Source organism: Lysinibacillus sp. NPDC098008 (assembly GCF_044760715.1).
In the GTDB taxonomy this organism is placed as follows: Bacteria; Bacillota; Bacilli; order Bacillales_A; family Planococcaceae; genus Lysinibacillus.
In genome coordinates this window covers 1-22319 of sequence record NZ_JBIWBA010000036.1, presented here as the reverse complement: position 1 = coordinate 22319, position 22319 = coordinate 1, and the positions used below count along the sequence as shown (strand labels likewise).

The 22319-nt window shown below is 39.7% G+C and carries 23 protein-coding genes; 6 read left to right on the top strand and 17 right to left on the bottom strand.

The annotated features are described in order from the left end of the window. The 6 genes from ACIQVU_RS19140 to ACIQVU_RS19115 all read right to left on the bottom strand — a co-directional run. Positions 1-146, bottom strand: a 146-nt coding sequence (locus ACIQVU_RS19140; protein ID WP_402896798.1) for a helix-turn-helix domain-containing protein, incomplete at its 3' end; no start/stop codon positions are given. Beyond that, positions 133-516, bottom strand: coding sequence for a hypothetical protein (locus ACIQVU_RS19135; RefSeq protein ID WP_402896796.1), 384 nt, complete (start codon positions 514-516; stop codon positions 133-135). The genes ACIQVU_RS19140 and ACIQVU_RS19135, both read right to left, overlap by 14 nt. Then, a complete protein-coding gene (locus ACIQVU_RS19130; protein WP_402896794.1) occupies positions 513-1082 on the bottom strand; it encodes a bifunctional transcriptional activator/DNA repair enzyme AdaA in 570 nt (189 codons plus the stop codon). The genes ACIQVU_RS19135 and ACIQVU_RS19130 overlap by 4 nt, the downstream gene beginning before the upstream one ends. A gap of 204 nt (positions 1083-1286) precedes the next feature. Next, entirely contained in the window at positions 1287-1448 is a 162-nt protein-coding gene (locus ACIQVU_RS19125) for a beta/alpha barrel domain-containing protein (RefSeq protein ID WP_340805240.1), read from the bottom strand. A gap of 281 nt (positions 1449-1729) precedes the next feature. Then, complete coding sequence (locus ACIQVU_RS19120) at positions 1730-3028, bottom strand: MFS transporter (protein WP_402896792.1); 1299 nt, start codon at positions 3026-3028, stop codon at positions 1730-1732. A gap of 22 nt (positions 3029-3050) precedes the next feature. Continuing rightward, complete coding sequence (locus tag ACIQVU_RS19115) at positions 3051-5084, bottom strand: CocE/NonD family hydrolase (RefSeq protein WP_402896790.1); 2034 nt, start codon at positions 5082-5084, stop codon at positions 3051-3053. 299 nt (positions 5085-5383) lie between these two features. Here ACIQVU_RS19115 and ACIQVU_RS19110 point away from each other — a divergent pair, with 299 nt between their 5' ends. Continuing rightward, positions 5384-6037: a TetR/AcrR family transcriptional regulator gene (locus tag ACIQVU_RS19110; RefSeq protein ID WP_340808550.1), complete on the top strand. Its 654-nt coding sequence runs from the start codon at positions 5384-5386 to the stop codon at positions 6035-6037. 93 nt (positions 6038-6130) lie between these two features. On the opposite strand, the gene dinG is transcribed toward ACIQVU_RS19110, so the two are convergent. The 5 genes from dinG to panB all read right to left on the bottom strand — a co-directional run bounded on the left by dinG (position 6131) and on the right by panB (position 13427). After that, on the bottom strand, positions 6131-8905 hold the full coding sequence (dinG, locus tag ACIQVU_RS19105; RefSeq protein WP_402896788.1) for an ATP-dependent DNA helicase DinG: 2775 nt from the start codon (positions 8903-8905) through the stop codon (positions 6131-6133). Positions 8906-9049: 144 nt separating this feature from the next. Then, positions 9050-11194: a 5'-nucleotidase C-terminal domain-containing protein gene (locus ACIQVU_RS19100; RefSeq protein WP_402896786.1), complete on the bottom strand. Its 2145-nt coding sequence runs from the start codon at positions 11192-11194 to the stop codon at positions 9050-9052. A 157-nt stretch (positions 11195-11351) separates the two neighbouring features. Then, positions 11352-11735 (bottom strand): aspartate 1-decarboxylase, encoded by a 384-nt coding sequence (gene panD / locus ACIQVU_RS19095; RefSeq protein ID WP_340805236.1) that lies wholly within the window; start codon positions 11733-11735, stop codon positions 11352-11354. 1 nt (position 11736) lies between these two features. Beyond that, positions 11737-12591, bottom strand: a complete 855-nt coding sequence (gene panC / locus ACIQVU_RS19090) for a pantoate--beta-alanine ligase (protein ID WP_340805235.1) — start codon at positions 12589-12591, stop codon at positions 11737-11739. Then, a complete protein-coding gene (panB, locus tag ACIQVU_RS19085; protein WP_340805234.1) occupies positions 12591-13427 on the bottom strand; it encodes a 3-methyl-2-oxobutanoate hydroxymethyltransferase in 837 nt (278 codons plus the stop codon). Before panB ends, panC begins: the two co-directional genes overlap by 1 nt. A gap of 402 nt (positions 13428-13829) precedes the next feature. Between panB and ACIQVU_RS19080 the strand changes: the two genes are divergently transcribed. The 3 genes from ACIQVU_RS19080 to ACIQVU_RS19070 are packed head-to-tail and all read left to right on the top strand — an operon-like array spanning position 13830 to position 15581. Beyond that, a complete protein-coding gene (locus ACIQVU_RS19080) occupies positions 13830-14150 on the top strand; it encodes a PadR family transcriptional regulator (protein ID WP_340805233.1) in 321 nt (106 codons plus the stop codon). Beyond that, a complete protein-coding gene (locus ACIQVU_RS19075) occupies positions 14143-14748 on the top strand; it encodes a DUF1700 domain-containing protein (protein WP_340805232.1) in 606 nt (201 codons plus the stop codon). Before ACIQVU_RS19080 ends, ACIQVU_RS19075 begins: the two co-directional genes overlap by 8 nt. Next, positions 14745-15581, top strand: coding sequence for a DUF4097 family beta strand repeat-containing protein (locus tag ACIQVU_RS19070; protein WP_402896783.1), 837 nt, complete (start codon positions 14745-14747; stop codon positions 15579-15581). The genes ACIQVU_RS19075 and ACIQVU_RS19070 overlap by 4 nt, the downstream gene beginning before the upstream one ends. Before the next feature lie 66 nt (positions 15582-15647). Here ACIQVU_RS19070 and ACIQVU_RS19065 read toward each other — a convergent pair whose 3' ends face one another. The 6 genes from ACIQVU_RS19065 to ACIQVU_RS19040 all read right to left on the bottom strand — a co-directional run bounded on the left by ACIQVU_RS19065 (position 15648) and on the right by ACIQVU_RS19040 (position 20673). Next, complete coding sequence (locus tag ACIQVU_RS19065) at positions 15648-16631, bottom strand: biotin--[acetyl-CoA-carboxylase] ligase (protein WP_402896781.1); 984 nt, start codon at positions 16629-16631, stop codon at positions 15648-15650. Between the two features lie 86 nt (positions 16632-16717). After that, on the bottom strand, positions 16718-17887 hold the full coding sequence (locus ACIQVU_RS19060) for a CCA tRNA nucleotidyltransferase (RefSeq protein WP_340808549.1): 1170 nt from the start codon (positions 17885-17887) through the stop codon (positions 16718-16720). Then, on the bottom strand, positions 17874-19019 hold the full coding sequence (gene bshA / locus ACIQVU_RS19055; protein ID WP_340805229.1) for an N-acetyl-alpha-D-glucosaminyl L-malate synthase BshA: 1146 nt from the start codon (positions 19017-19019) through the stop codon (positions 17874-17876). Before bshA ends, ACIQVU_RS19060 begins: the two co-directional genes overlap by 14 nt. 97 nt (positions 19020-19116) lie before the next feature. Next, positions 19117-19521, bottom strand: coding sequence for a methylglyoxal synthase (gene mgsA / locus ACIQVU_RS19050; RefSeq protein ID WP_340805228.1), 405 nt, complete (start codon positions 19519-19521; stop codon positions 19117-19119). 19 nt (positions 19522-19540) lie between these two features. Beyond that, positions 19541-20338 (bottom strand): 4-hydroxy-tetrahydrodipicolinate reductase, encoded by a 798-nt coding sequence (dapB, locus tag ACIQVU_RS19045; protein ID WP_340805227.1) that lies wholly within the window; start codon positions 20336-20338, stop codon positions 19541-19543. Continuing rightward, the gene (locus tag ACIQVU_RS19040) at positions 20338-20673 is read right to left on the bottom strand and encodes a nucleotide pyrophosphohydrolase (RefSeq protein WP_340805226.1); all 336 of its coding nucleotides are present in this window, start codon (positions 20671-20673) and stop codon (positions 20338-20340) included. Before ACIQVU_RS19040 ends, dapB begins: the two co-directional genes overlap by 1 nt. Positions 20674-20788: 115 nt before the next feature. On the opposite strand from ACIQVU_RS19040, the gene ACIQVU_RS19035 reads away from it, so the two are divergent. Continuing rightward, positions 20789-21658, top strand: coding sequence for a YitT family protein (locus tag ACIQVU_RS19035; RefSeq protein WP_340805225.1), 870 nt, complete (start codon positions 20789-20791; stop codon positions 21656-21658). Between the two features lie 118 nt (positions 21659-21776). After that, positions 21777-22142: a pilus assembly protein PilB gene (locus ACIQVU_RS19030; RefSeq protein WP_340805224.1), complete on the top strand. Its 366-nt coding sequence runs from the start codon at positions 21777-21779 to the stop codon at positions 22140-22142. The last annotated feature ends 177 nt before the right edge of the window (positions 22143-22319 follow it).

Sequence of the window (22319 nt, the reverse complement as noted above, 5' to 3'; positions counted from 1 at the left end):
GTGATGAAGATTTCTTGTTCTTTGTTTGGATAGATACGGAATTTGTATGCTTTGTTGACCCACACACGAAACACCTCTCTCTTTACCCGAATATTTGTTTCTATTTTAACCGAAAGGGGGTAGCTTTGGCTATCACCAACCGCCATTCATCGACCACCTACGCATTCGGCTACGCCCTACACATTCCTTGAAGTGGGCGTCTTCTGTCGGAAAACGATAAAAGCCATGCAAATCTCTCGCTAAGTCAAACCATTCGGCAATATATTGGGCAATGTATTGTTTTTCACGCGCAGTAGGCTGGTACAATGGGAATTCAACCTTTAGTATTGCGACCTGCGCGCTAATTTTACATAAAATAAGCTGTTCCTCTATTTTCAATAGTTTGTAGAGTAGATCATCCTTAACTTGATAAAGAATTTCTTGGTCTGTTCGGTGAAAGAATGTTAAACATGCCGTAAAACTAAAGTCCTTTGGTATAGCAAGCTCTATACCATTTGCACAATCAGTCCAGTTCATAGCGCCAGCTTCTCCTTCTGCCGGTATTCTGTAGGCGAGCAATTTTTTAACCGTCGAAATACTTTATAAAAATTGGATAGGCTTTGAAAGCCTACCTCATAGCAAATTTCCAGATTTGTATAGGCTGTATGCTTTAATAAATAGGCAGCCTTATCAATTCGAATCTTTTCTAAATACATGCGAGGTGTTTCAGCAGTTTCTTGTTTAAATAACCGTTCAAGATAAAAGGGACTGATGCCAACATGCTCTGCCATATCTTGTAATGTGAGCCTGCGCCTATATTGATTGACTAGCAAGGCTATCACATGCTTAATTAGCTGCGTATGTGGAGAATGTTCGATCTCAGGCTGACATCGTTTACATGCTCGATAGCCAGCCGCTTCTACTTGTTGAATATTCGAGTAAAATTCAACATTTATTTTTTTCGGCTTTCTTGATCTACAGGAAGGGCGACAATAAATTTTAGTCGTTTTAACGGCCGTATAAAATAGCCCATCATAGGTTTGATCACAAGCTATAATTTTTTCCCACATTTCGTCAAAAGATAGCTGAATTGGTTGCTCCATCACTAGCTCACCCCGCTTTTTAACTATTGATATAAATATAGCGTATCGTTATTCTCTAGTAATTGTGCAGCATTTTCAGTTAAATGTGCAACAATTTTATCTGAAAGCGCATTGTCAAAGCTAAAACGTCTAATCCCTGATTCCTGGCAATTTGCTAATGTTGGCGAAGAAAGAAGATTAAAAAGATACCGCTTACCCCCCTTTCTATATAAGCCTTACCCTTGCTACTGCTTCTTCAAAGGGCTGCTCTGTTAAGCTTCTTAAGCCTGCTAAATGTTTAGGAGAGTCTTCAATATTGATGCCTGCTTCAATATTTGTGAATAGAGGAATATGCACATGGTTTACAATGGATTGAATAATCGCCAAATGCTGAGGAAAATCAATGCATTCACCATCTGTATATGTGCAATTCCCCAGCTTGTTCTAATATAAATGCAGATTATACATCCTTCGCTCTTGTGTAGCATGTAAGTCATTAAATACTTGAATATGCGTCATAAGGATAGCCCCCATACTGTTATCTTAGCAGGAACTATTCGCTCATTGCGTCCTCAATCTTGCTGTTATGGTCTAGTTGAGTAAGGTAATTTTACAAAAAAAGACGTCTAAGACAGTAGCTTTGTCTTGACGTCTTTTTTTGTTGTTTCTTAAGTAAGTGCTTGTTCCTTCGCATGCTTTCTCTGCAAAGCAATTTCTTGTCGTTTTTCTTTTGTTACACGTTGCCAAATTATCACTGTAATCAATCCAACAATCGTTAAGCCTAATAAAATACCGAAGAACACTTTATAGCCTGCCGTACCATCCCAATAATCTAAACAAGCGCCTGCAATAATCGGCATAAAGATTTCACCACTATAGCCTATAATCATCAGCGGCATGGAAACCGTTCCTGTTGATTCTACAGGGTAATCCCCTTCCACTAGAATCGCAAAATGCATGGCTTGTAAAGCATACATAGATGTATAAATAATCCCAATAAATATTAGGAGCATAAGGATAAAGGAAGCCTTCCCTGGTAATAAAATAAGCCCCACTAAACCTAGTGCTAATAAACTATAGCCGATTAACACCATATTAGACACACCAATTCGATCACCAATAATGCCTGCACTAAAGCTACCAACTGGTCGACAATATTGAGAGAAGTAGCCTAAAGCCGCAGCAATTAGCGTAGACGCGCCAAACGCTGCCGTCGCATAAGGTGTAATGTAATAATAGCTAATAATCATCGCATAGGACGTAAAAATAAGAATTGTTGCAAGCCAGGTTGTTGGCATTCTTAACACTTTCCAAAGGACTGCCCAATCAAATGATTTACGACTTTCCTTGTCTTCACGGCTAACCTTTGCCTGGTCAGGGTCTTTATACAGCATCATAATCATAAAGCCTAACAAAAGACAAATTACAGAATACACCGTAATAACCGCTGAAAGAGCCATTTTATCACTCATATGTTTCGCAAAAAAAGCGAAAATTCCTAAAATCACAGCAGATTGAATAATATTGGTTACGCCTCGTCCACCTTCAAAAAATCCAAAAGCTTTTCCTTGTTCATTTTCAGAGCCTAAGGAGCGCACTGCTTTTACTAATGCTCCCCAGAATGTCATAATGGACGTGATTCCCCAAGCAGCATGAATCAGTAGAAGTACTGGATAGGGTGGATACAATAATAATGTAAACCCTAATAATCCTGTGGCTACTAAAGAAATGGTTAATAAATATTTCGTTTTCCAACGATCTGCACAAAATCCTCCAAAAATATAGGAAATTAAACAACAAACACCATATGCACTACCAAGTGTCCCCATTTGTGTATTGGTTAAATGAAACGCATCCAAAAAAACATCGTAATAGTAGTTTCTAAAATAAGGTAATGCGTAAATTAATGCACCTGAAACAGCTAAAATAACTAATGTAGCTGTATTCTTTTTTAACTTAGCCTCCATCTGTTTACCCCTTATCTGTTATTTACAAGCCATGACGTTTAATGTTTTCATCCCATTCCTTTAGGAAGACCTGTTTGTCATTTTCTTTAATCACCATTTCCCCGACAATTTTGAAATTTTCTTGATCCGATGTTTGTGTCACCTTAATATCAGCGTCAATCCACCAACCTTCACGACCAATTTTCATCTTTTGATAGATCGTATACTGAGCTGACAGTGGATCAGCATTCGATAAGGTTAATTCTCGCTTCAAATTATGTTCTACAGTGACATCAATATCATCAAAGCGATATATGCCCTCACCAAATACGCCTCCAACCCCATCCGTAATACATGTCCATGTATCTGCTAAAATATCGTAGGATATAGAACGATCAACTCTTCCTTCTTGTAGCGTTGTGATTGGTGTTAAAGGTGCACTTTCAGCATTCATATTGGGTCCAGCTACTTGCTGACCATGGAAGGTCGGCAATGACAAGGTAGCTGTTGCTAGATTCAATGTCAATGTAGCGTCTTCTGGCATTGGCCAAAACATCGGCCAAAACGTTGTCGCTAAAGATAAGCGTAAACGATGCCCTGCTTTAAATTGATGACCACAGCAATCTAACTGAACAAAGGCCTTTACTTTTTCACCAGGTGTTAGCAGGTCTACACGGTCATGCCCATTTAGGTGTGTTAAATTCATCACACCATAGGATACACGTGTGACAGCTCCATCTGGTGCTACATCTGATAGCTGTGCAAACAGCATTGCATGTGGCTTATCGCTCATTAATTCCACTTCAAATTTTGGATAGCCCACAATCTCTAGTGATTTCTCTAGCCTATCCGTTTCAAAAACCATTGCCATTCCATCATCTAGTCGTTGATCTGCTGGACTTTCTCCTAGTACCCCAGCGCCCATCCATTCACCCGATAAAAGACCATGATTTTGAGGAGTTTTTAGTAGGACTTGCTCTTGTTGCTCACTACGATTTTCTACTAGTTTTCCATGTGTCAGTTGATACACCTTAGTTTGTATCGATTCCGCTGCTGGCCACGATTCTAAACCAACCCAATAGCCTTTGCTGATTGGTTTCTTAACGGATGGCTCCATGCTCTCTTCTACCCAGACATTCACCATTGGTCCATCCATTACATCGTTGTCTATTCCTTTTAACCAATGATCCCACCATTTCACAGCTTCTTGTAGAAAGCCCATTGCTGGACCCGGCACTCCATCGTGGGGATAAACATGTGCCCATGGGCCAATGATGCCTTTTCTCGGAACAGAAAGCCCTTCCATTAAACTTAAGACTGTGTTTGTATAGGAATCTTCCCAGCCATCTAGCGCAAAAACAGGAATCTCTATATCATCGTAATTTTCACAAACTGAGCCATGTTTCCAATAATCATCCCTTGTTTGGTGCTCCATCCACTGTGCCATCCATAAAGGCATGTTTTCTAATCGTTCCATCCATTTTTCACGCCAACTATCTCCAGCAATATGAGGATCAATTGGACGTAGCTGGTATGCTAACATAATAGCGCCCCACCAGAAATTATCGTTTAATAAGCAACCGCCCTTATAGTGAATATCATTGTTATAACGGTCGTCTGTAAAGCCTACTGTGATAATCGCTTTTAATGCCTTTGGCCTGCGAGCTGCTACTTGCAGAGAATTAAATCCGCCCCACGATTTCCCCATCATACCAATATTGCCATCACACCAGCTTTGGTTAGCAATCCATTCAATGACCTCAAGGGCATCATCCTGCTCTTGCTTTAAATATTCATCTTTTAATAAACCATCTGATTCGCCTGAACCTCTCATATCTACACGAACAACAGCATAACCATGTCCTGCAAAATAACCATGCATTGGCTCATCTCTTGCTCTTGTGCCATCTGTTTTACGATAAGGAATATACTCTAAAATGGCTGGTACTTTCTGTCCTGCTTCCACTGTTGGTAACCAAATGCGACTAGAAAGCTTTGTACCGTCTGCTAACTCAATCCATGTATTTTCGATTGTTTCATATACACACTCAAATTGTGTCACAATTTTTTTACTCACTGAATAATCCTCCCCTTATGTCTAACCCTATTGATAGTTGTTCTACCAATTATTTCATATATTGATTTTTAGTAATCATGATTATAAAATAATTGTGATTAGTATATCATCTCGAAATCCATTTCACAACTCTGAATATTCTAAAAATAAGACATAAAATTGAAGATGGAATTCGAAATTGTTATGCTATAATAAAAAAATAATTAGTAAATTCATACATTTAAAGAATAATTCACATTACAAATATTGTTCGTCGGAGGGATTTTACTTTGAAAAAAAAAGAAATACAAAGGCGTCGTATGTGGAAATACTTTGTGGACGCCACAGCAGATATTATCGAAGAAGAAGGAGTAGAAAATGTAACGATCAGAAAAATTGCCGATAAAGCTGGTTATAATAGTGCTACCATCTACAATTATTTTTCAGAAATCTCTCATCTTCTATTTTTTGCCTCGATGAGATGTATGCAAGACTATACCAACGAAGTTGCCCGTTACATTGAAAAAGGCAAAGATCCCATTGAGAAATACTTATTGGCTTGGGAATGCTTTTGTCAATACTCCTTCAAACAACCTCAGATTTTTCACGCTGTCTTTATTATGGACTTAGGGGAAACACCAGAAACACTATTGGAAAATTATTATAATTTTTACCCTAATGATTTAATCAATATCCCAGAAGATTTACAGACCATTTTATTTCAACATAGTCTGACAAAACGAGGGCGTTCTATGTTAGAGATCGCTTTAAAAGAAGGCTACTTAACTGAGGGTAATGTAGATGCTATTAATGAAATCACACTTTTAATTTGGCAAGGCATGTTTACCAACCTATTAAACAATCGTAAAAACTATGATGCACAGCAAGCAACTGATATTGTTATGAAATATATTACTGAAATTGTTCAAAATGCCAACATTTTTGATGAGCAAAATAAAAACAAGCAACTTTAATTATAATAGCAGCATACTATTATTCTAACGTTAAATACTTCACCGACGCCGTGCAAAAAAATCCCTTTTAGCTGCTGCTAAAAGGGATTGCTTCTATTGCTGCCAATGATTTAGCTCTTTTAATAACTCAGGAAGCTGTAATTTCCTTACATCAATCGGTGGTAATGCCTTAATAAATTCCTTGCCATATGATTTTGTTGTAATGCGACGGTCTAGTACAATAAAGGCTCCTTTATCCTGTGAGGAGCGAATTAAGCGACCAAAGCCTTGCTTAAAGCGCATAATCGCTTCTGGTAAGGATAGCTCTGTAAAGGAATTGCGCCCTTGCGCTGTTAAATACTTGGCTCTTGCTTTAAAAACAGGCTCCTCTGGTGAGGAAAATGGCAAGCGTACAACAATCACAGAGGCGAGTGCATCACCTGGCACATCTACACCTTCCCAAAAGCTATTTGTGCCAAAAAGCACAGCATGGCTAAACTTTTGGAATGATTTTAAAATACGCATACGACTGCCTCCTGTTACACCTTGCGCAAACAGCATATAATCATCCAGCAGTTCGCTATCTTGAATTAGCTCGACTGTTTTTCGCAGCATATCCTGTGAGGTAAAGAGCACAAAGCAACGCCCCTCTGTCATTCGCACTGTACGTGTAATTGCATGAGCGACTGCCTCAATATATTCTTCCTGACTAACATGCTGAATTTCTGGCATATCTGTGACAATATATGCCTTTGCGCCCGCATAATAGGCTGGTGGTGCTTGTAGCTTCATGACTTCAATATCATTGGCAATACCTAATTGCCGTGTGACAAAGCGCTCATTGCTTGGCACTGTTAATGTCCCTGATGTCCAAACAATGCTTGCCTCTTCACGAATCGGTGCTAATACTTGATTAATAACAGTTGTGACATTCATAGGCTTTTTAAAAACATGCAAGCTACCGGGGATGCTACGTATATCAAATTCTAGCCATACTGAATTGCCATCCTGTGGTGCTAGGAAAATATCCTCCCATTCAGCAATTTTTATTTTGAGCTCACGAATCCAATAATGCCATTCTGTCACAATATAGCAATCGCTTTTATCTAACTGCTCAAGCGTATTTTCAAAGGCTTTACCAGCCTCCATTGCAAGATCAAGCCATTGCTGAGCCAGCTTACTCACTTGCATAAAAGGCTCTTTGGCCAATGCCGCCTCCTCTAAAAATAAGGTGCGTTTACTACTAGTAGCCTGCTTTCCTTTTGTAAGCTGCTGTATTGTTTTCAAAGCTTGCTGAATGGTGTCATCGAATGCTCGCTGTAAACGGATAAATTGGGCATCGAGTCGCTGTAGGCTTTGCATCGATATACGTTGCTTCTTCTTTGCGGCAGCACTGAATTGCTGAAAAAGGGCTGTATCCTCCATTGTGCCAATTTGCCCTAAAATATATTTCCATTGCGTATAGGAGAACATCACCTCATCCTGCTGCATAGCGGCTTGAATAAATTGATGTGCCTCATCAATTACCCAGCCATCAATTTGTGTAAAGATGGGTGTTTGGCGCACTAAATCACTTAGCACCATTGCATGATTCGTCACAATACAGTCTGCCACTGCACTATTTTGTAAAGCCTGCTCATAAAAATCAAAGCTCTTAGACGGCTTGTCAGTTGGTATTTTACGTATTTTCTCTAAAAAGAGCTGGCCGCCGCCTGAAACATTTAGCTCACTTAACACACCTGTTTCCGTTTTCGTGAGCCACACAAGAATTTGTAAAATGGTCAGTGTATCGTCATAGGATTCATCTGCATAAGCCATACACTGCTCAAAGCGTTCAAGGTCGATATAGTGCTGCATGCCTTTTAGTACAGTAATATTCACTCTTGTGCCGAGAATTTCTTCAATCTTTGGTAGCTCCTCCTCTACAAGCTGCTCCTGTAAATAAGAAGTATAGGTGCTGATAGCTATTTTTTTATTGGCTGCCTGCGCATATAAGATAGCGGGCAGTAAATAGCCTGCTGTTTTACCGATCCCTGTGGAGGCTTCAATGACACACTCCTGCTTGGCATGTAGAGCTTGCCATATTGTATCCATCATCATAAATTGGGCAGGGCGCTCCTCAAAATTAGACATAGCTTTTGACATTAAGGCTACCTTCTCTGCTATAGTTTGAGGATAATCAATGGACTCCTTCGCATTACTATACTGCTTGCGTCCATTACAAATCGCCAAATGATGATAGTAATGTACATTGTCATTTGTTGTAACGTGCTGACGTTTAATTTGCAATGCCTCAAAAAATAACTGGGAAATATTTGATTTTAGACGAAACGAGCGTTTATGCATTTGCTCTAGTGTTAGCTGTGGTAGGCTTAGTAGCTCCTTCCAACAGCGTTTAAAAAGCTCTGCTGTCGCACGTGCATCATCATCCGCACGATGGGCATTTGTTAGCTCTATATGCAAGTCTGCTGCTAAATCGCCTAATTTAAAGCTAAGGGACATAGGGAATAGAATTTTCGCTAGCTCCACCGTGTCCATTTTTTTACCTTGCCATTTCGGTAAACCAGCTCGTTTAAATTCTGCCTGTAAAAAGGATAAGTCAAAATCTGCATTATGTGCGACAAATACACAATCAGCTAGCAGCTCATATATGTAATCGGCATGTGCCTCAAATGGTAAGGCATCCTTTACATCCTTATCCGTTATATGTGTTAAATCTTGAATAAAAGATGGGATCGCTTTCCCAGGGTCAATAAATTTTGTATAGGTACGTTCAATTTCCCAATCCTTCATAATGACAATTGCAATTTGAATCATCCTGTCCCCATTTGCTGGTGAATGACCTGTCGTTTCTAAATCAACAATTGCATATTTTTGACTTTCCATCATACATCTCAACTCACAGTTCACATTAGATAGATGAATTTTATCATATATTTAATTTAGCGGCATCCTTTCACCTCACCTTTATGAGCAAATAAAGACCGCAATCCTCAGATAAGATTGCGGTCTTTGCTTGTATATCGTTACATATTATTGCTGTTGAGCAATATCAACAATACGTCCCTCTGTTGTTGTTTTCACTTCTTTTAATGATTGTAATTGCTCTTGGAAGTTTTCCCAGTCAGATAAGCCTAATTCTGTAACACGACCTTCTTCATAGGCCTTTCCAAACATTTCAAAGCCATCGCCGCCTCCAGCCGTATAAGCATTTGTTGCGACTGTATATGTTTTGCCATCTTCTATTGCTACATATTGATTAGTTGTTTTATCAAAATATTCGATTGACACAACACGAGCGCCTGCTTCTTTTGAAGAATCATATTGTAATTTCGCACCTGCAATGTGTAGGAAACCACCATTTTCTTGTGGTGCATTTCTTACTGAATGTTCAAAGGCTGCCTTTAATTCTGCACCTGTAACATCCATTAATGCCAATGTATTACCAAATGGTAGGACAGTAATGACTTGTCCAACTGTAACATTACCAGCTGGAATTGCTGCACGAATACCGCCACCATTTTGCAATGCCATAACAACTGTTTTATCTGTATATTGTTGTGCTTTTGCTAGCATACCATCTGTAATAATATTTCCTAGTGCTGTTTCGTTACTACGTACACTTTCAAGGCTATCTTCACTTGCACGTGGATTTGCTAATTCCTCCGTCAACGTTACACCGATTTCTTTATTGTTTGCTGCATCTACCTTTTCTTTATATGGTGCTAATAATTTTACAAGTGCTTCCTCTTCTGCTACTTCTCCAAGGTCAATTAATTCACCCTCATACTCTGTCACAATACCATTGTCATCAAATGTTACATCAAGCGTACCTAAGTATTTCACATACTCATTTGCTTGTACGATCAATGTTGCATCTTTTTCTTCGCCCACTGTATTTGTATCAACAACAAATGGTTCATCTAATTTCTTATGATCATGTGCACCAACAATGACATCAATACCCGGGACATTTTTGGCTAATAAAATATCATTATCAACATTTGGATTATCATTATAGCCGATATGCGTTAAAGCGATAATTTTATTAACACCCATGCCTTCAAATGCAGTCACTGCTTTTTTCGCTTCATCAATATAATTGGAGAATGTCACTTTTTCTGGGGAAGAGATATCTTTCGTTTCTTCTGTTGTTAAACCGAAAATACCTACTTTTTCACCATTGATTTCTTTAACAATACCATTATAAATCTTGCCGTTTTCTGGTTCACTTGACACTAAGTCTGTAAATAAACCAGTGAATTTATCATCTGCTGAGAAGTCTACATTTGCACCAACAAATGGGAATTTAGCACCTTTTACAAAATCTGCTAATGCTTGAAGACCTTCAGGTGATGAACCTAAATCAAATTCATGGTTACCAAACACCATTGCATCAAAGCCGATTTCATTGATCATCGCTAAATCCGCTTTACCTTGGAATTCATTAAAGTATAATGTTCCTGTTAATGCGTCACCTGCATGTAATGTTAAGACATTTTCTTTTGCTTCACGTTGCTCTTTTACGGCTGTTGCTAATTTAGGGAAGTTCTCTGCGTGAGAGTGTGTATCATTTACATGTAAAACTGATAATGTAAAGCCATCTTCTGTTGGTGTTTCAGGCGTTTCTGGGACTTCAGGTGTTTCGATACCTGATTTTGTTAATGCTTCTGCAATAAAGGTTGCAAGCTGTCCACGTGTTACACTAGCATCTTCTGCATAGCCTTGAGTACTCTCTAATTCTGGTAATGTTGGAATAGAACCTAGAATTTTCGCTAGATTACCATGTGTAATCGTTTGATTTGGACGGAATGTGTCATCATCGTAGCCTGAAATAACTTTGAGCTCAGCAAGCGCTGCGATTGAACCATAATAGGGATTCGATGCAGGAACATCTGAAAAATTTGGATTTGTTACATTTTTTGTATCTAGCTGCAATGCGCCTGCAATCATTTTCGCAGCTTGTCCACGTGTAACTTTCGTATCTGGTTTAAATGTACCGCCTGGGTATCCATTGACAATACCTGCTGCATAGAGTGTAGTAATGCCTTCATAGTGGGCATGGTCTTCCTTGACATCTGAAAAAGGGCTTGCCGCTGATGCTGGTGCTACTGCCAATGCTGCTACAGCCAATGCTGCTGTAGTTGCTGTGTAAAATCTGTTTCGTTTGTTTGTCATTGCAAATGATACCTCCACTAGTCAATAGAATGATAAATCTTACAACTAAATTCTACATAAATATGACACAAAATACTAGAACATTCGCAATTTTAGTAAATATGTGTTTTAAAATGCTAACTTAATAGAGAAAAGTTTAATGGTATTGCTTATTTTTTTACATCACCGTTGCTTCTGGCTCATAAGCAATCATTTCTCGAATTGTATTGCCCTCGCCCATAATGGCAACAGTTGGCTTATGATTTTTTGCCTCATCATTATCCACATATGCATAGGACATAATAATAACAATATCGCCACGTTGGACAAGTCGTGCTGCTGCGCCATTTACACAAATGACACCTGACCCTCGCTTGCCCGCAATAATATATGTTTCAAAGCGAGCGCCATTGTTATTATTGACAACATGTACCTTCTCGTTTGCCAGCATCCCTACTGCATCTAAAATATCCTCATCAATAGTGATCGAGCCAACATAATTTAAATCAGCCTGTGTCACTGTCGCGCGGTGAATTTTACTATTCATCATCATTCGTAGCATTTTACAGTCCCTCTTTCACAGTAAAAATACAATTATCAATTAAGCGTGTTTTGCCAATATAAACGGCGGCTGCTAATAGCACCTGCTCGGTTGTCGCTGTAACAGGTGTTAAATCTGGGTATGCCAATAATTCAATGTAATCAATATTGCCATGTGTTCTCGCCTGAATATGAGCCTTTGCCTTTGCAAGCGCACTTGCGGCATTACCAGTTGCTAAAAAGCTATCCCGAGCTAGCTGTAGGGCTTCGTAAATAGCAGGAGCCTCCTGACGCTCTCGCTCGCTTAAATAAACATTACGAGAGGATTTTGCCAAGCCATCCGCCTCACGTACAACTGGTATAACACGCAGCTCTAAAGGGAAATTAAAATCCCGTACCATTGTGGCAATAATCGCAACCTGCTGTGCATCCTTTTGCCCAAAATATGCTCGTGTTGGCTGTGTTAAATGAAATAATTTCGCTACAACCTGTAACACGCCATCAAAATGCCCCGGGCGACTCGCTCCGCACAAAATGGTTGCTTGCTGACCTGCCGCAATACGAATGCCACCATCATGTGGATACATTTCTTCCACGCTTGGCGCAAATACAATATCGACACCAGCAGACTCCGCTAAAGCTGTATCTCTAGGTAAATCCCGAGGATAGCTTGCAAAATCTTCATTTGGTCCAAATTGTGTTGGGTTCACAAAAATACTCATCACAACAACATCATTTTCAGCACGAGCTGCCTGTGCCAATGTTAAATGCCCATCATGTAAATAGCCCATCGTTGGCACAAGCCCAATTGTTTGTTGCGTTTGCTTTGCTGCTTGTATTTCTGTCGTTAATGCTTGGATTGTCGTTACGACTTTCATTACTTGACGCCTCCATATAGCTGATCCAATGCTTCCTCTTTCATCGTAAAGAAGTGCGCTGGTGCGGGGAATGTGCCAGCTTTGACCGCCTCTACATACTCCACCATACCACTGCTTGCTTCCTTGCCCATATCTGCGAATTGCTGGACAAACTTTGGTACATGATGTGAGCCGTAGCTGAGCATATCGTGGTATACAAGCACCTGTCCATCAGCCTCTACTCCTGCACCGATGCCGATTGTTGGAATAATAAGATTTGCTGCCACAAGCTCTGTTAGCTGATGTGGGATACATTCTAATACAACCGCACAAGCACCAGCCTCCTCGCACTTTTTAGCATCCTCAATCAGCGCGGCAGCCTGCTCAGCCGTTTTCCCTTGCACCTTATAGCCACCAAGCACGCCTGCTGACTGTGGTAATAAGCCTAAATGGGCAACGACTGGAATACCAGCAGCCGTTAATTTTTGAATAACAGCAATCACCTCGCCAGCACCCTCTACCTTCAAGGCATCTGCACCCGTTTGCTGCATCATGGAAATGGCTGTTTTTAATGTGTCATGAATAGCACCGTGATACGAGCCAAATGGCATATCCACCACCACAAAAGTATCCTTTGCACCACGTCGTACTGCTTTTGCATGATGTACCATATCCGCTACTGTTACTGGCATTGTAGAATCATAGCCAAGCACGACCATTCCTAGTGAATCTCCGACAAGAATCATATCAACACCCGCAGCTTCAGCAAATTTAGCAGCGGGATAATCATAGGCAGTGATCATCGCTATTTTCTCGCCTGCTGCTTTCATTTTGATAAAATCTGAAGTTGTTTTCATTTTTACTCCTCCTTTTTAAGGGAAGAAAACAAAAATACCCTTCTGTGCTAAAAATGGACAGAAGGGCTGTGCTTTGTTCATGGGGAATAGACCTGTTGTATTAAACAAAGGTCATAACGTAAGCTTGATTAGTATATCCCAAGCCTATTGAACATATCGTTTTCTTCCGTCCCTGTCTTTTCAAGATCAAGGCAGATATTTATTGTTTGTAAGTTTTGCGCTTGTGAAGGTGCCGTTCACAATGGATACTGCCCTTCAGCACATACTATAACAATAATCCTCGTAATCTTCAAATATTATTTTTTAATTATTTGACAAACAATACTATACGTCATATACTATTAACATACTATATGACATATAATATAAAATGAAGTATAGGTTTGAATGTGAGGTGGAAAGATGACATTTCAGCTAGGTTCAGCTTTACTGGATGCTTGTGTACTCGCCATTGTTGATAAAGAGGATGCTTATGGTTACTCATTAACACAGCAGGTGCAAGCCGTGATGGATATATCCGAGTCCACACTGTATCCTGTATTACGTCGCTTGCAAAAAGCCAACTACTTAACAACCTACGATCAGCCCTTTCAAGGTAGAAATAGACGCTATTATCAAATTACGGAGCAAGGACGTATACGATTATTGGAGCTATTGAAGGAATGGCAAACGTATAAGGAAAAGGTTGATTGTGTACTTTTAGGAGGGAATTTAGATGGATAGAGCAAGCTACTTAAAAAAGCTACGAAAAAAATTACATCGGCTTCCTGCGCATGAGTTAGATGCTGCGCTTGCCTATTATGAGGAATATTTTGACGAGGCGGGAGAGGGTAATGAGCAACAAGTGATTGCACAATTAGGCTCCCCTTCACATGTTGCTGCACAAATATTAGCGGATTTTGCCTTAAAGGATTTGGACACCCCTTCCGCAAAATCAACAACAAAGAATATGACCGCTATTTGGCTAATTATTTTAGCCATTCTATCTGCGCCGCTCTCATTACCATTATTAGCAGCAGCTATTGCACTTATTTTTTCCTTTGGGGTTGTAATTGCTAGTATTATCTTTGCGATTGGTGCTACTGCTGCAAGTATTTTCGTCAGTGGCATTGCTGCAGTTATTGGAGGCATTCTGATTTTAACAGAGCATTGGCCAACTGCACTGCTCTTTATAGGGGTCGGTTTTATTATTACAGGATTAGGTGTGTTAATCTTCCCGCTTATTATGCGTGCGATCAAGAAAATCGTCCTTATTTCAATTGAAGCCTTAGGGAGATTATTCCATACAATAACGAAAAAAAGAAAGGGGGCTTCTAAATGACTGCAAAGCACACCCTTATTGCTCTAGCAATGATTTCATTAGGCATTTTACTAGCGCTTATTGGTTATTTTTCAGGCGGTCGCTGGCTTATTATTAAAGATGAGGATGGCTTTCATGTGCCAAGCAAGCAACAATTGGCAAGTCAATCTTATACACTCGATGCATTTACAAATATAGATATTCGCAATGATTATGGCGATGTGGAAATTATTGCAGCTGGTAGTGATTATAAGCTGGAAATAAAGGCGCTTGAGGAGCAGGATATCACATATCAGATTGACAATGACACATTGTTTATTGAAACAGCCACAAAGAACAAGAATCGTATAGAATTTGGCTCTGGTAGCTGGCATTCTCCCTCTATCAAAATCTATGTACCAGCAGATAATGAGCTAAGTACACTAACGATCAACAATAACTTTGGCGATATAGCTATTCATCAGCTCCATTATCAACAGCTAGACCTTCAGCAAGATTATGGTGATATTATGTTTGAACAGACAGCTGGTGAAAAAACAACGATTAATCAATCCTTCGGTGATATAACATTCCAGCAAGCGATCAATAATGGTTTAACAATTGATAGTGAGCATGGCGATATTGATATGAACGGCACGCTTTATGGCTCATCTACGATTACCTCCAGCTTTGGTGATACAACGCTGCATTTACAAAATAGCAAGGACGATATTGGCTTCGACCTAACAACAAGCTTTGGTGATATTACAATTAATGATAAAGAACAAGGTAATACCGTATCACAAGTATACAATGGTGAGCATCAGCTTACTATTTCCTCATCAAATGGTGATATCGACTTATCATTAAAATAGCGTTTACCCGCACTGCTCTTTCAAATAAAGAAAAGCTGCAAGTTTTATCTTCTTGCAGCTTCTTTTTTATAGTAATTTAATATCGCCAGCATAAATTGTTCGCACAGTGCCATCATCCTGTGTTAACTGTAACACACCATCATCTGTAATGCCGCTCGCAACACCTTCAAAGCGCTCTCGAATTGTTGTTACTTCAATGCGCTGCCCAATTGTACAGGATAGTTGCTCCCACAACGCTTTTATACTTGCAAAACCTTCCTTTACATATAACGCTGTAAATTGCTCTAAATAGTGCAAGATGGATGCGACTAGTGCAGCACGATTAATTTCCTCGCCTGCCTCTAAGCGTAAGGATGTGGCAATATCAGCAATATCAGGTGAAAAATCGGCAGCTACTTGATTCGCATTAATCCCAATGCCTACAAGCAATGCTTGCACACAGTCCGCCTCAGCCTGCATCTCCGTTAAAATACCCGTACATTTTTTACCATTCACCAATAAGTCATTCGGCCATTTAATTGCTGGCTCTATATCCTTATACAATGTTTTAATCGCCATTGTAATGGCTACTGCTACAACAAGCGTATAGGACGATGCTTGCTGAGGTGTCACATCTGGTCGCACAATAACTGTCATCCATATACCTGTGCCATGTGCGGACTCCCATGGGCGAGCCATACGACCACGCCCTGCTGTTTGTTCCTCGCCAATGACGACCGTGCCATGTGGAGCGCCTTCTTGTGCAAGCTTATGGGCAATAATTTGGGTAGAATCTACAACATCATAATAATGAATTTCACGTCCAAAGTGCTCTGTTTGTAAAAATAATTCAATTTGTGTTGGGCTTAAGCTATTCGGTACACCCGTTAGGACATAGCCTTTCTTCTTAATGGTTTCAAAGGTATAGCCTTCCTCCTGGAGCGTCTGCATATGCTTCCAAATAGCCGTTCGTGAAACACCAAGCGCATCTGCTAAGTCCTGACCTGATACCGCTTCCCCATCTGCCTCTAATAGGCTTTTTAAAATTTTATCCTTTATGGAATTTGTCATGTTTCCATCAATCCTTTTGTCAACTTCACTATTTTAGTCTAGATCATACTGTAAATCCGTGCAAGGGGGCGGCTTTGAATGCTTCCTTAAAAATAGTGTTGTGCTAACCACTTTTTTATTTGCTGTCGATCATTTTGTAGCTCTCGCTGCAGAATAGCTTGCAATATCTTTGCTAATGCCTCCTTTACCCAAGGACCACCCTTTTTACCAGACCATTTCAGCAAATCCGTACCATTAACAACAAGCTCCTGCTTATGGTGAATCGGTAGCTGTGCTTGTAGCTCACGAATACTTTGCTGTGGATATGGCACATTTAGCTGCCTTAATTGTGCAAAATAACATGCTACCTCCAGCTCCTGCTCTGTATACATAAAATAATGCTCATTTGTCCAGCCATCTGCCAAAGCTTGAAAGGCTGTAATCACAGCTTGAATAAATGCCATTTCCTTATTGGATAGTCGGTAATTTCGCACGATCTCCTGCCAATGCTCTCCCTGTAATAAGGCAAAATATGCCCAGCCTACAAGCTTATCCTCAGTATGAAAATAGTGCCAATCTTCAGCGTGGAAGTTGCCTGCTAAATAAGCAGCTAGGTTACTCTCCTCTAATTGAAGAATAGCACGATAAACAGCTTGTCCTACCCATAGCTTATCAAGCTCTGCTTTAATACGCTCTTTCGCAATAAAGGCAAGATCAGCCGCTTGGTAGCGGATAGCAGCTAGTGTATCTGCTACTATTGTAAAATCAAGCTGCGCAGAAAAGCGAATGGCTCGCAGCATGCGTAAAGCATCCTCTGCAAAGCGCTTTTGTGCATCACCAACAGCTCGAATGACTCGCTGCTCGATATCTTGGCGACCACCATAAAAATCAACAATAGAACCATCTCGTCTTAGAGCAAGCGCATTCATTGTAAAGTCACGTCGTTGCAGGTCTTCCTTTAGTGAACGCACAAAATAAACTTGCTCTGGTCTGCGATGATCCGTATATTCGCCATCCGTGCGATAGGTTGTGACCTCAACAGAGCCAGCAGGTACGATCACAAGTACCGTCCCATGCTGAATCCCAATATCTACGGTTCGTGGAAAAACCGCTTTTACTTCCTCAGGCATCGCATTTGTCGCAACATCGACATCATGAGCAGGTCGTTGCAGTAAAGCATCCCTTACTGCACCGCCAACAATAACCGCCTCAAAGCCAGCCTGCTCTAGCTGTTGAATCACGACATACGCTGCCTGCCATTCTTTATTGTTTTGCATGATTTTTTTCTGCAACCCTCTCATATAGCTGTTCATATTGCTCAACAATTTTAGAGGAATGGAATTTATCGCTCACGGCGCGAATCGCAGCCTCTCTAAAACGCAGTAACTGTTCTTCATTTTGCAATAAGCGAACTGCATACTCTGCTACTGCATCTGTATCCCCTTGTTCTACGATATAGCCATCTACGCCATGCTCAATAACCTCTGGGATTCCCCCTACATTTGATCCGATACAAGGCACGCCACAAGCCATTGCCTCTAACAGCACAAGCCCAAATGACTCTTGCTGTGAGAGTAGAAGTTTCAAGTCGCTAATCGCATATAATTCAGCTAGGTTTTCTTGTTTCCCTAAAAATAAAACATCACTCATATATGGACTCTCCTTTACTTGATCCATAACACGGTGCTTTTCAGGGCCATCCCCTACTAATAATAGTTTAGCCTTCATATTTGCGCGGATTTTCATAAATGCCTCTACAATATGTGGAAGGTTTTTAATTTTACGGAAGTTTGATACATGAATAATAACTTTTTCATCTTCCTCTATACCGAATTGTGCTTTTAAGTTTCCTGGATTGCGAGGGAAGTACTCACGCTCATCCACAAAGTTATAGATTGTATCAATTGGTTTTGTTGTATCAATCAATTCATATGTTTGCTCTTTTAGGGCATGTGATACAGTCGTAACAATATCCGATTTATCAATACCATACTTGATAGCCTGTGACAGTGTAGAATCTTGCCCTAACACCGATATATCTGTACCATGAAGCGTTGTGACGATGCCAATATCTTGACCGCTCATTTCGCGTGCTAGCACCGCACATACTGCATGTGGAATTGCATAATGCACATGCAACACATCCAACCCTTCATCCTTGATGACGTCTGCCATTTTACTCGCTAATGCAATATCGTATGGTGAATATTGAAATACTGAATAATTATTAACTTCGACTTCATGGAAAAAGACGGTTGGATAAATTTTGTTCAAACGAAATGGTACGCTTGAGGTAATGAAATGAATTTCATGTCCTCTTTCTGCAAGCATTTTGCCTAATTCTGTTGCGATAACACCAGAGCCTCCAACTGTTGGATAACAAGTAATGCCTATTTTTAGCTTTTTCATTCGATATTCATCCTTTCTTTATCACGCCTTTTATCTTGGTTCAACAAATTCTTTTTGTATCGAAAGCGAAGCGACAATTACGCTGAGGCGTAATTGATTAATTGCGTCTTTCTTGTATCATTCTCCAATCCACAAAGCCTTCCTGTAGGCCCTTTAGTAGTATTTCTGCTGTACCCATATTTGTTGCCAGTGGCACTTGGTAAACATCACAAAGACGGATAAGTGCAGAAACGTCTGGCTCATGTGGTTGTGCTGTTAAAGGATCACGGAAAAAAATGACCATGTCCATATCATTATTGGCAATCATTGCGCCAATTTGTTGGTCGCCACCAAGAGGACCTGAACGAAAACGTGTAACCTCTAAACCAGTAGCTTCAATTACACGTTGTCCTGTTGTGCCCGTCGCATATAGGGTATGCTCCTGTAAAATATTTTGGTAAGCAATAGCAAACTGTACTAAATTATCTTTTTTATGATCGTGTGCAATTAATGCGATTTTCATATAGCTTCCATCCCCATCTTTAAATGATGTTTTCTAAACCATATACAAGCTGATCCATTTTCATAACCTCTTCTATACAAAATGCCACACCTGACATAAAAGAGTTACGATTTAGTGAATCATGGCGAATTGTTAACAGCTGCCCATCCCCTCCAAATAATACTTGCTGGTGTGCCACTAAACCCGGTAAGCGTACGGAGTGAATACGCATGCCATCAATATCTCCACCTCTTGCACCTGCAATGGTTTCTTTTTCTTCTGGATGTCCTTGAGCTTTTGGTGCACGAACCTCTTGTATTAATTGTGCAGTTTTTACGGCTGTGCCAGAGGGTGCATCAAGCTTTTGATCGTGGTGCATTTCTATAATTTCTACATCTGGTAAGTATTTTGCTGCTTCTTTGGCGAATTTCATCATTAAAATAGCACCGATGGCAAAGTTGGGTGCGATAATACAGCCTAGTTCTTTTTCTTTAGCTATTGCTGTTAATTCCTCAAGCTGTACATCTGTAAATCCCGTTGTACCAATGACAGGTCGCACATTTAATGTCAATGCCTCTTTAGTATGTTTGTATACTGCATGGGGATTTGTTAGGTCTACTAGTACGTCTGGTGCAGTTGCTTCTACAAGCTCATGCATATCTGTAAAGATAGGTGCTGTGTAACTGGCTGGAAACATTTCTAAATCAGCTAATGTTTTTCCTACTTCCTTATAATCTAGTACAGCTACTAATTCCATTTTGTCATGTTTCATAACCGTATGTACAGCCTCAGCTCCCATTTTTCCTCTTGCTCCTGCAATGGCTACACGAATCGACATTATTCTTCATCCTTTCTTGTCCAACGATCCTTATCTCTCGTTTCAAACTTATGTATGACGCGTAAAAGTGCTTGATCTAATTGAATGCCTTGTGCATTTGCAAAGCATACTAGGACAAAGAAAAAGTCCCCTAGCTCTTCTTCAATACTATTTGTTCCTTCCGTACTCTTTTTCTTTTTTTGCCCGTATACATCCTGCACTTCACGCGATAGCTCACCAAGCTCCTCTGTAAGACGCGCTAATAGCTCAAATGGTGGAAAATAGCCTTCTTTAAATTGTCCTATATAATCATCCACACGTTGTTGCAGAGCTTGCATTGATAGTTGTTCTGTCATAGTTCATCACACTCCTATTTACCATCGTATAAAATTTACACCATTGTTGTCAAAACCAATAAAATGTCAGATAATAGATATCACTACTTCATTGATTGGAACTACAGGAGGTCAAATGTTAAAACAGCTTAAAATTCGTAATATTATCGCAATAATGCTCGGAGCGGCAATTTTTAGCTTCGGCTTTGTTCACTTCAACATGCAAAATCAGCTTGGTGAGGGTGGACTTAGTGGGATCACACTTATACTTTATTTTACATTAGGTTGGGACCCTGCCTTAATGAACCTATTATTAAATATTCCGATGTTTATTATTGGTTATCGTTTACTTGGAAAAAAATCCTTTATTTATACGTTAGTTGGGACATTATCCGTATCTGTTTTCCTTAAAGTTTTCCAAAAGTATCAATTTACGATTCATTTAGAGGATGATATGCTGCTTGTTGCACTTTTCGCGGGTGTCTTTGTTGGATTAGGGCTTGGTATTGTTTTCCGCTATGGCGGTACAACAGGTGGTGTTGATATTTTAGCTCGACTAGGACATAAATATTTAGGCTGGAGCATGGGGAAGACGATGTTTATCTTTGATGCCATTGTTATTATGCTATCATGGTTAACATTCTTAGATGCTCGTTCAATGATGTACACATTAGTGGCAGTCTTTGTTGGCGCACGTGTGATAGATTTCGTACAGGATGGTGCATATGCCGCTCGTGGTGCTCTTATTATTTCTGAGCAATCGGATGTTATCGCAAAGACGATTGCGCTACGCATGGAGCGAGGCATCACGATTTTAGAAGGACATGGGCATTTTACAAAACAACCGAAAGAGGTTATTTATTGTGTGATTGGTCGCAATGAAGTTGTGCGTTTAAAATCAATTATCCATGAGGTTGACCCCCATGCTTTCGTATCGATTATTGAAGTGCGAGATGTAGCAGGGGAAGGCTTTACATTGGATGAACAAAAACAGCCACTGCATTAAACGAATAAGAGAAAAAACTTGCTAGGAAGGATCACTCCTTTACTAATTTAGCATAATGGTTATTATAATTCAGTTCAAATGAAGGACTGGATTATAATAACTCAGAGAGGTAACAGAAATGGAAAAAAATTATAAAGCGAAGATGCTTTTGTTTCCGATAATAGTAACATTCATTACTGTGCTAAGTATTCATTTTATTGAAGGACTATTGGAGTCAGAGCAAATGTATTTAAGGCTAGCGATGTTAATAATGCTGTTTTTAGCCATCTATTTATTTACGGCTTTTTTAGTAGTTCCTATTAATATTTATCTTTCTGAAAAGCTTGGAAATAGGTTTGTTTCATTTATGCTGTTTAATAGTATAGGGTTCATTTTGATAGGTTGTATGGATATTTGGTTCTTAACGCTGATGGATTTAAAGTCTTTATATTTGATTTTTCCATTGTTCTCAATTTTAACGATTCCCTTTTTAAAAAGAGATTAGGACAGAGCGAATTTGTCCATTATGGCAGCCAGTTGGTTTTGAATAGATGAAAAACTTGTTATGGTCATACAACCATAACAAGTCAGACTGTAGACAAACTCAATGAATTTTGAGTTTGCCTACAGTCTTTTTTCTTTTACAATAAAATAAAGTAAAGCCGTTGATTTCCACTACGGG

Bases quoted from the DNA above. Each gene is read 5' to 3' on its own strand.
- ACIQVU_RS19135 (WP_402896796.1), bottom strand. From the start codon at position 516: ATGAACTGGACTGATTGTGCAAATGGTATAGAGCTTGCTATACCAAAG.
- ACIQVU_RS19130 (WP_402896794.1), bottom strand. From the start codon at position 1,082: ATGGAGCAACCAATTCAGCTATCTTTTGACGAAATGTGGGAAAAAATT.
- ACIQVU_RS19120 (WP_402896792.1), bottom strand. From the start codon at position 3,028: ATGGAGGCTAAGTTAAAAAAGAATACAGCTACATTAGTTATTTTAGCT.
- ACIQVU_RS19110 (WP_340808550.1), top strand. From the start codon at position 5,384: ATGTGGAAATACTTTGTGGACGCCACAGCAGATATTATCGAAGAAGAA.
- dinG (WP_402896788.1), bottom strand. From the start codon at position 8,905: ATGATGGAAAGTCAAAAATATGCAATTGTTGATTTAGAAACGACAGGT.
- ACIQVU_RS19100 (WP_402896786.1), bottom strand. From the start codon at position 11,194: ATGACAAACAAACGAAACAGATTTTACACAGCAACTACAGCAGCATTG.
- panD (WP_340805236.1), bottom strand. From the start codon at position 11,735: ATGCTACGAATGATGATGAATAGTAAAATTCACCGCGCGACAGTGACA.
- panC (WP_340805235.1), bottom strand. From the start codon at position 12,591: ATGAAAGTCGTAACGACAATCCAAGCATTAACGACAGAAATACAAGCA.
- panB (WP_340805234.1), bottom strand. From the start codon at position 13,427: ATGAAAACAACTTCAGATTTTATCAAAATGAAAGCAGCAGGCGAGAAA.
- ACIQVU_RS19080 (WP_340805233.1), top strand. From the start codon at position 13,830: ATGACATTTCAGCTAGGTTCAGCTTTACTGGATGCTTGTGTACTCGCC.
- ACIQVU_RS19075 (WP_340805232.1), top strand. From the start codon at position 14,143: ATGGATAGAGCAAGCTACTTAAAAAAGCTACGAAAAAAATTACATCGG.
- ACIQVU_RS19070 (WP_402896783.1), top strand. From the start codon at position 14,745: ATGACTGCAAAGCACACCCTTATTGCTCTAGCAATGATTTCATTAGGC.
- ACIQVU_RS19065 (WP_402896781.1), bottom strand. From the start codon at position 16,631: ATGACAAATTCCATAAAGGATAAAATTTTAAAAAGCCTATTAGAGGCA.
- ACIQVU_RS19060 (WP_340808549.1), bottom strand. From the start codon at position 17,887: ATGCAAAACAATAAAGAATGGCAGGCAGCGTATGTCGTGATTCAACAG.
- bshA (WP_340805229.1), bottom strand. From the start codon at position 19,019: ATGAAAAAGCTAAAAATAGGCATTACTTGTTATCCAACAGTTGGAGGC.
- mgsA (WP_340805228.1), bottom strand. From the start codon at position 19,521: ATGAAAATCGCATTAATTGCACACGATCATAAAAAAGATAATTTAGTA.
- dapB (WP_340805227.1), bottom strand. From the start codon at position 20,338: ATGTCGATTCGTGTAGCCATTGCAGGAGCAAGAGGAAAAATGGGAGCT.
- ACIQVU_RS19040 (WP_340805226.1), bottom strand. From the start codon at position 20,673: ATGACAGAACAACTATCAATGCAAGCTCTGCAACAACGTGTGGATGAT.
- ACIQVU_RS19035 (WP_340805225.1), top strand. From the start codon at position 20,789: ATGTTAAAACAGCTTAAAATTCGTAATATTATCGCAATAATGCTCGGA.
- ACIQVU_RS19030 (WP_340805224.1), top strand. From the start codon at position 21,777: ATGGAAAAAAATTATAAAGCGAAGATGCTTTTGTTTCCGATAATAGTA.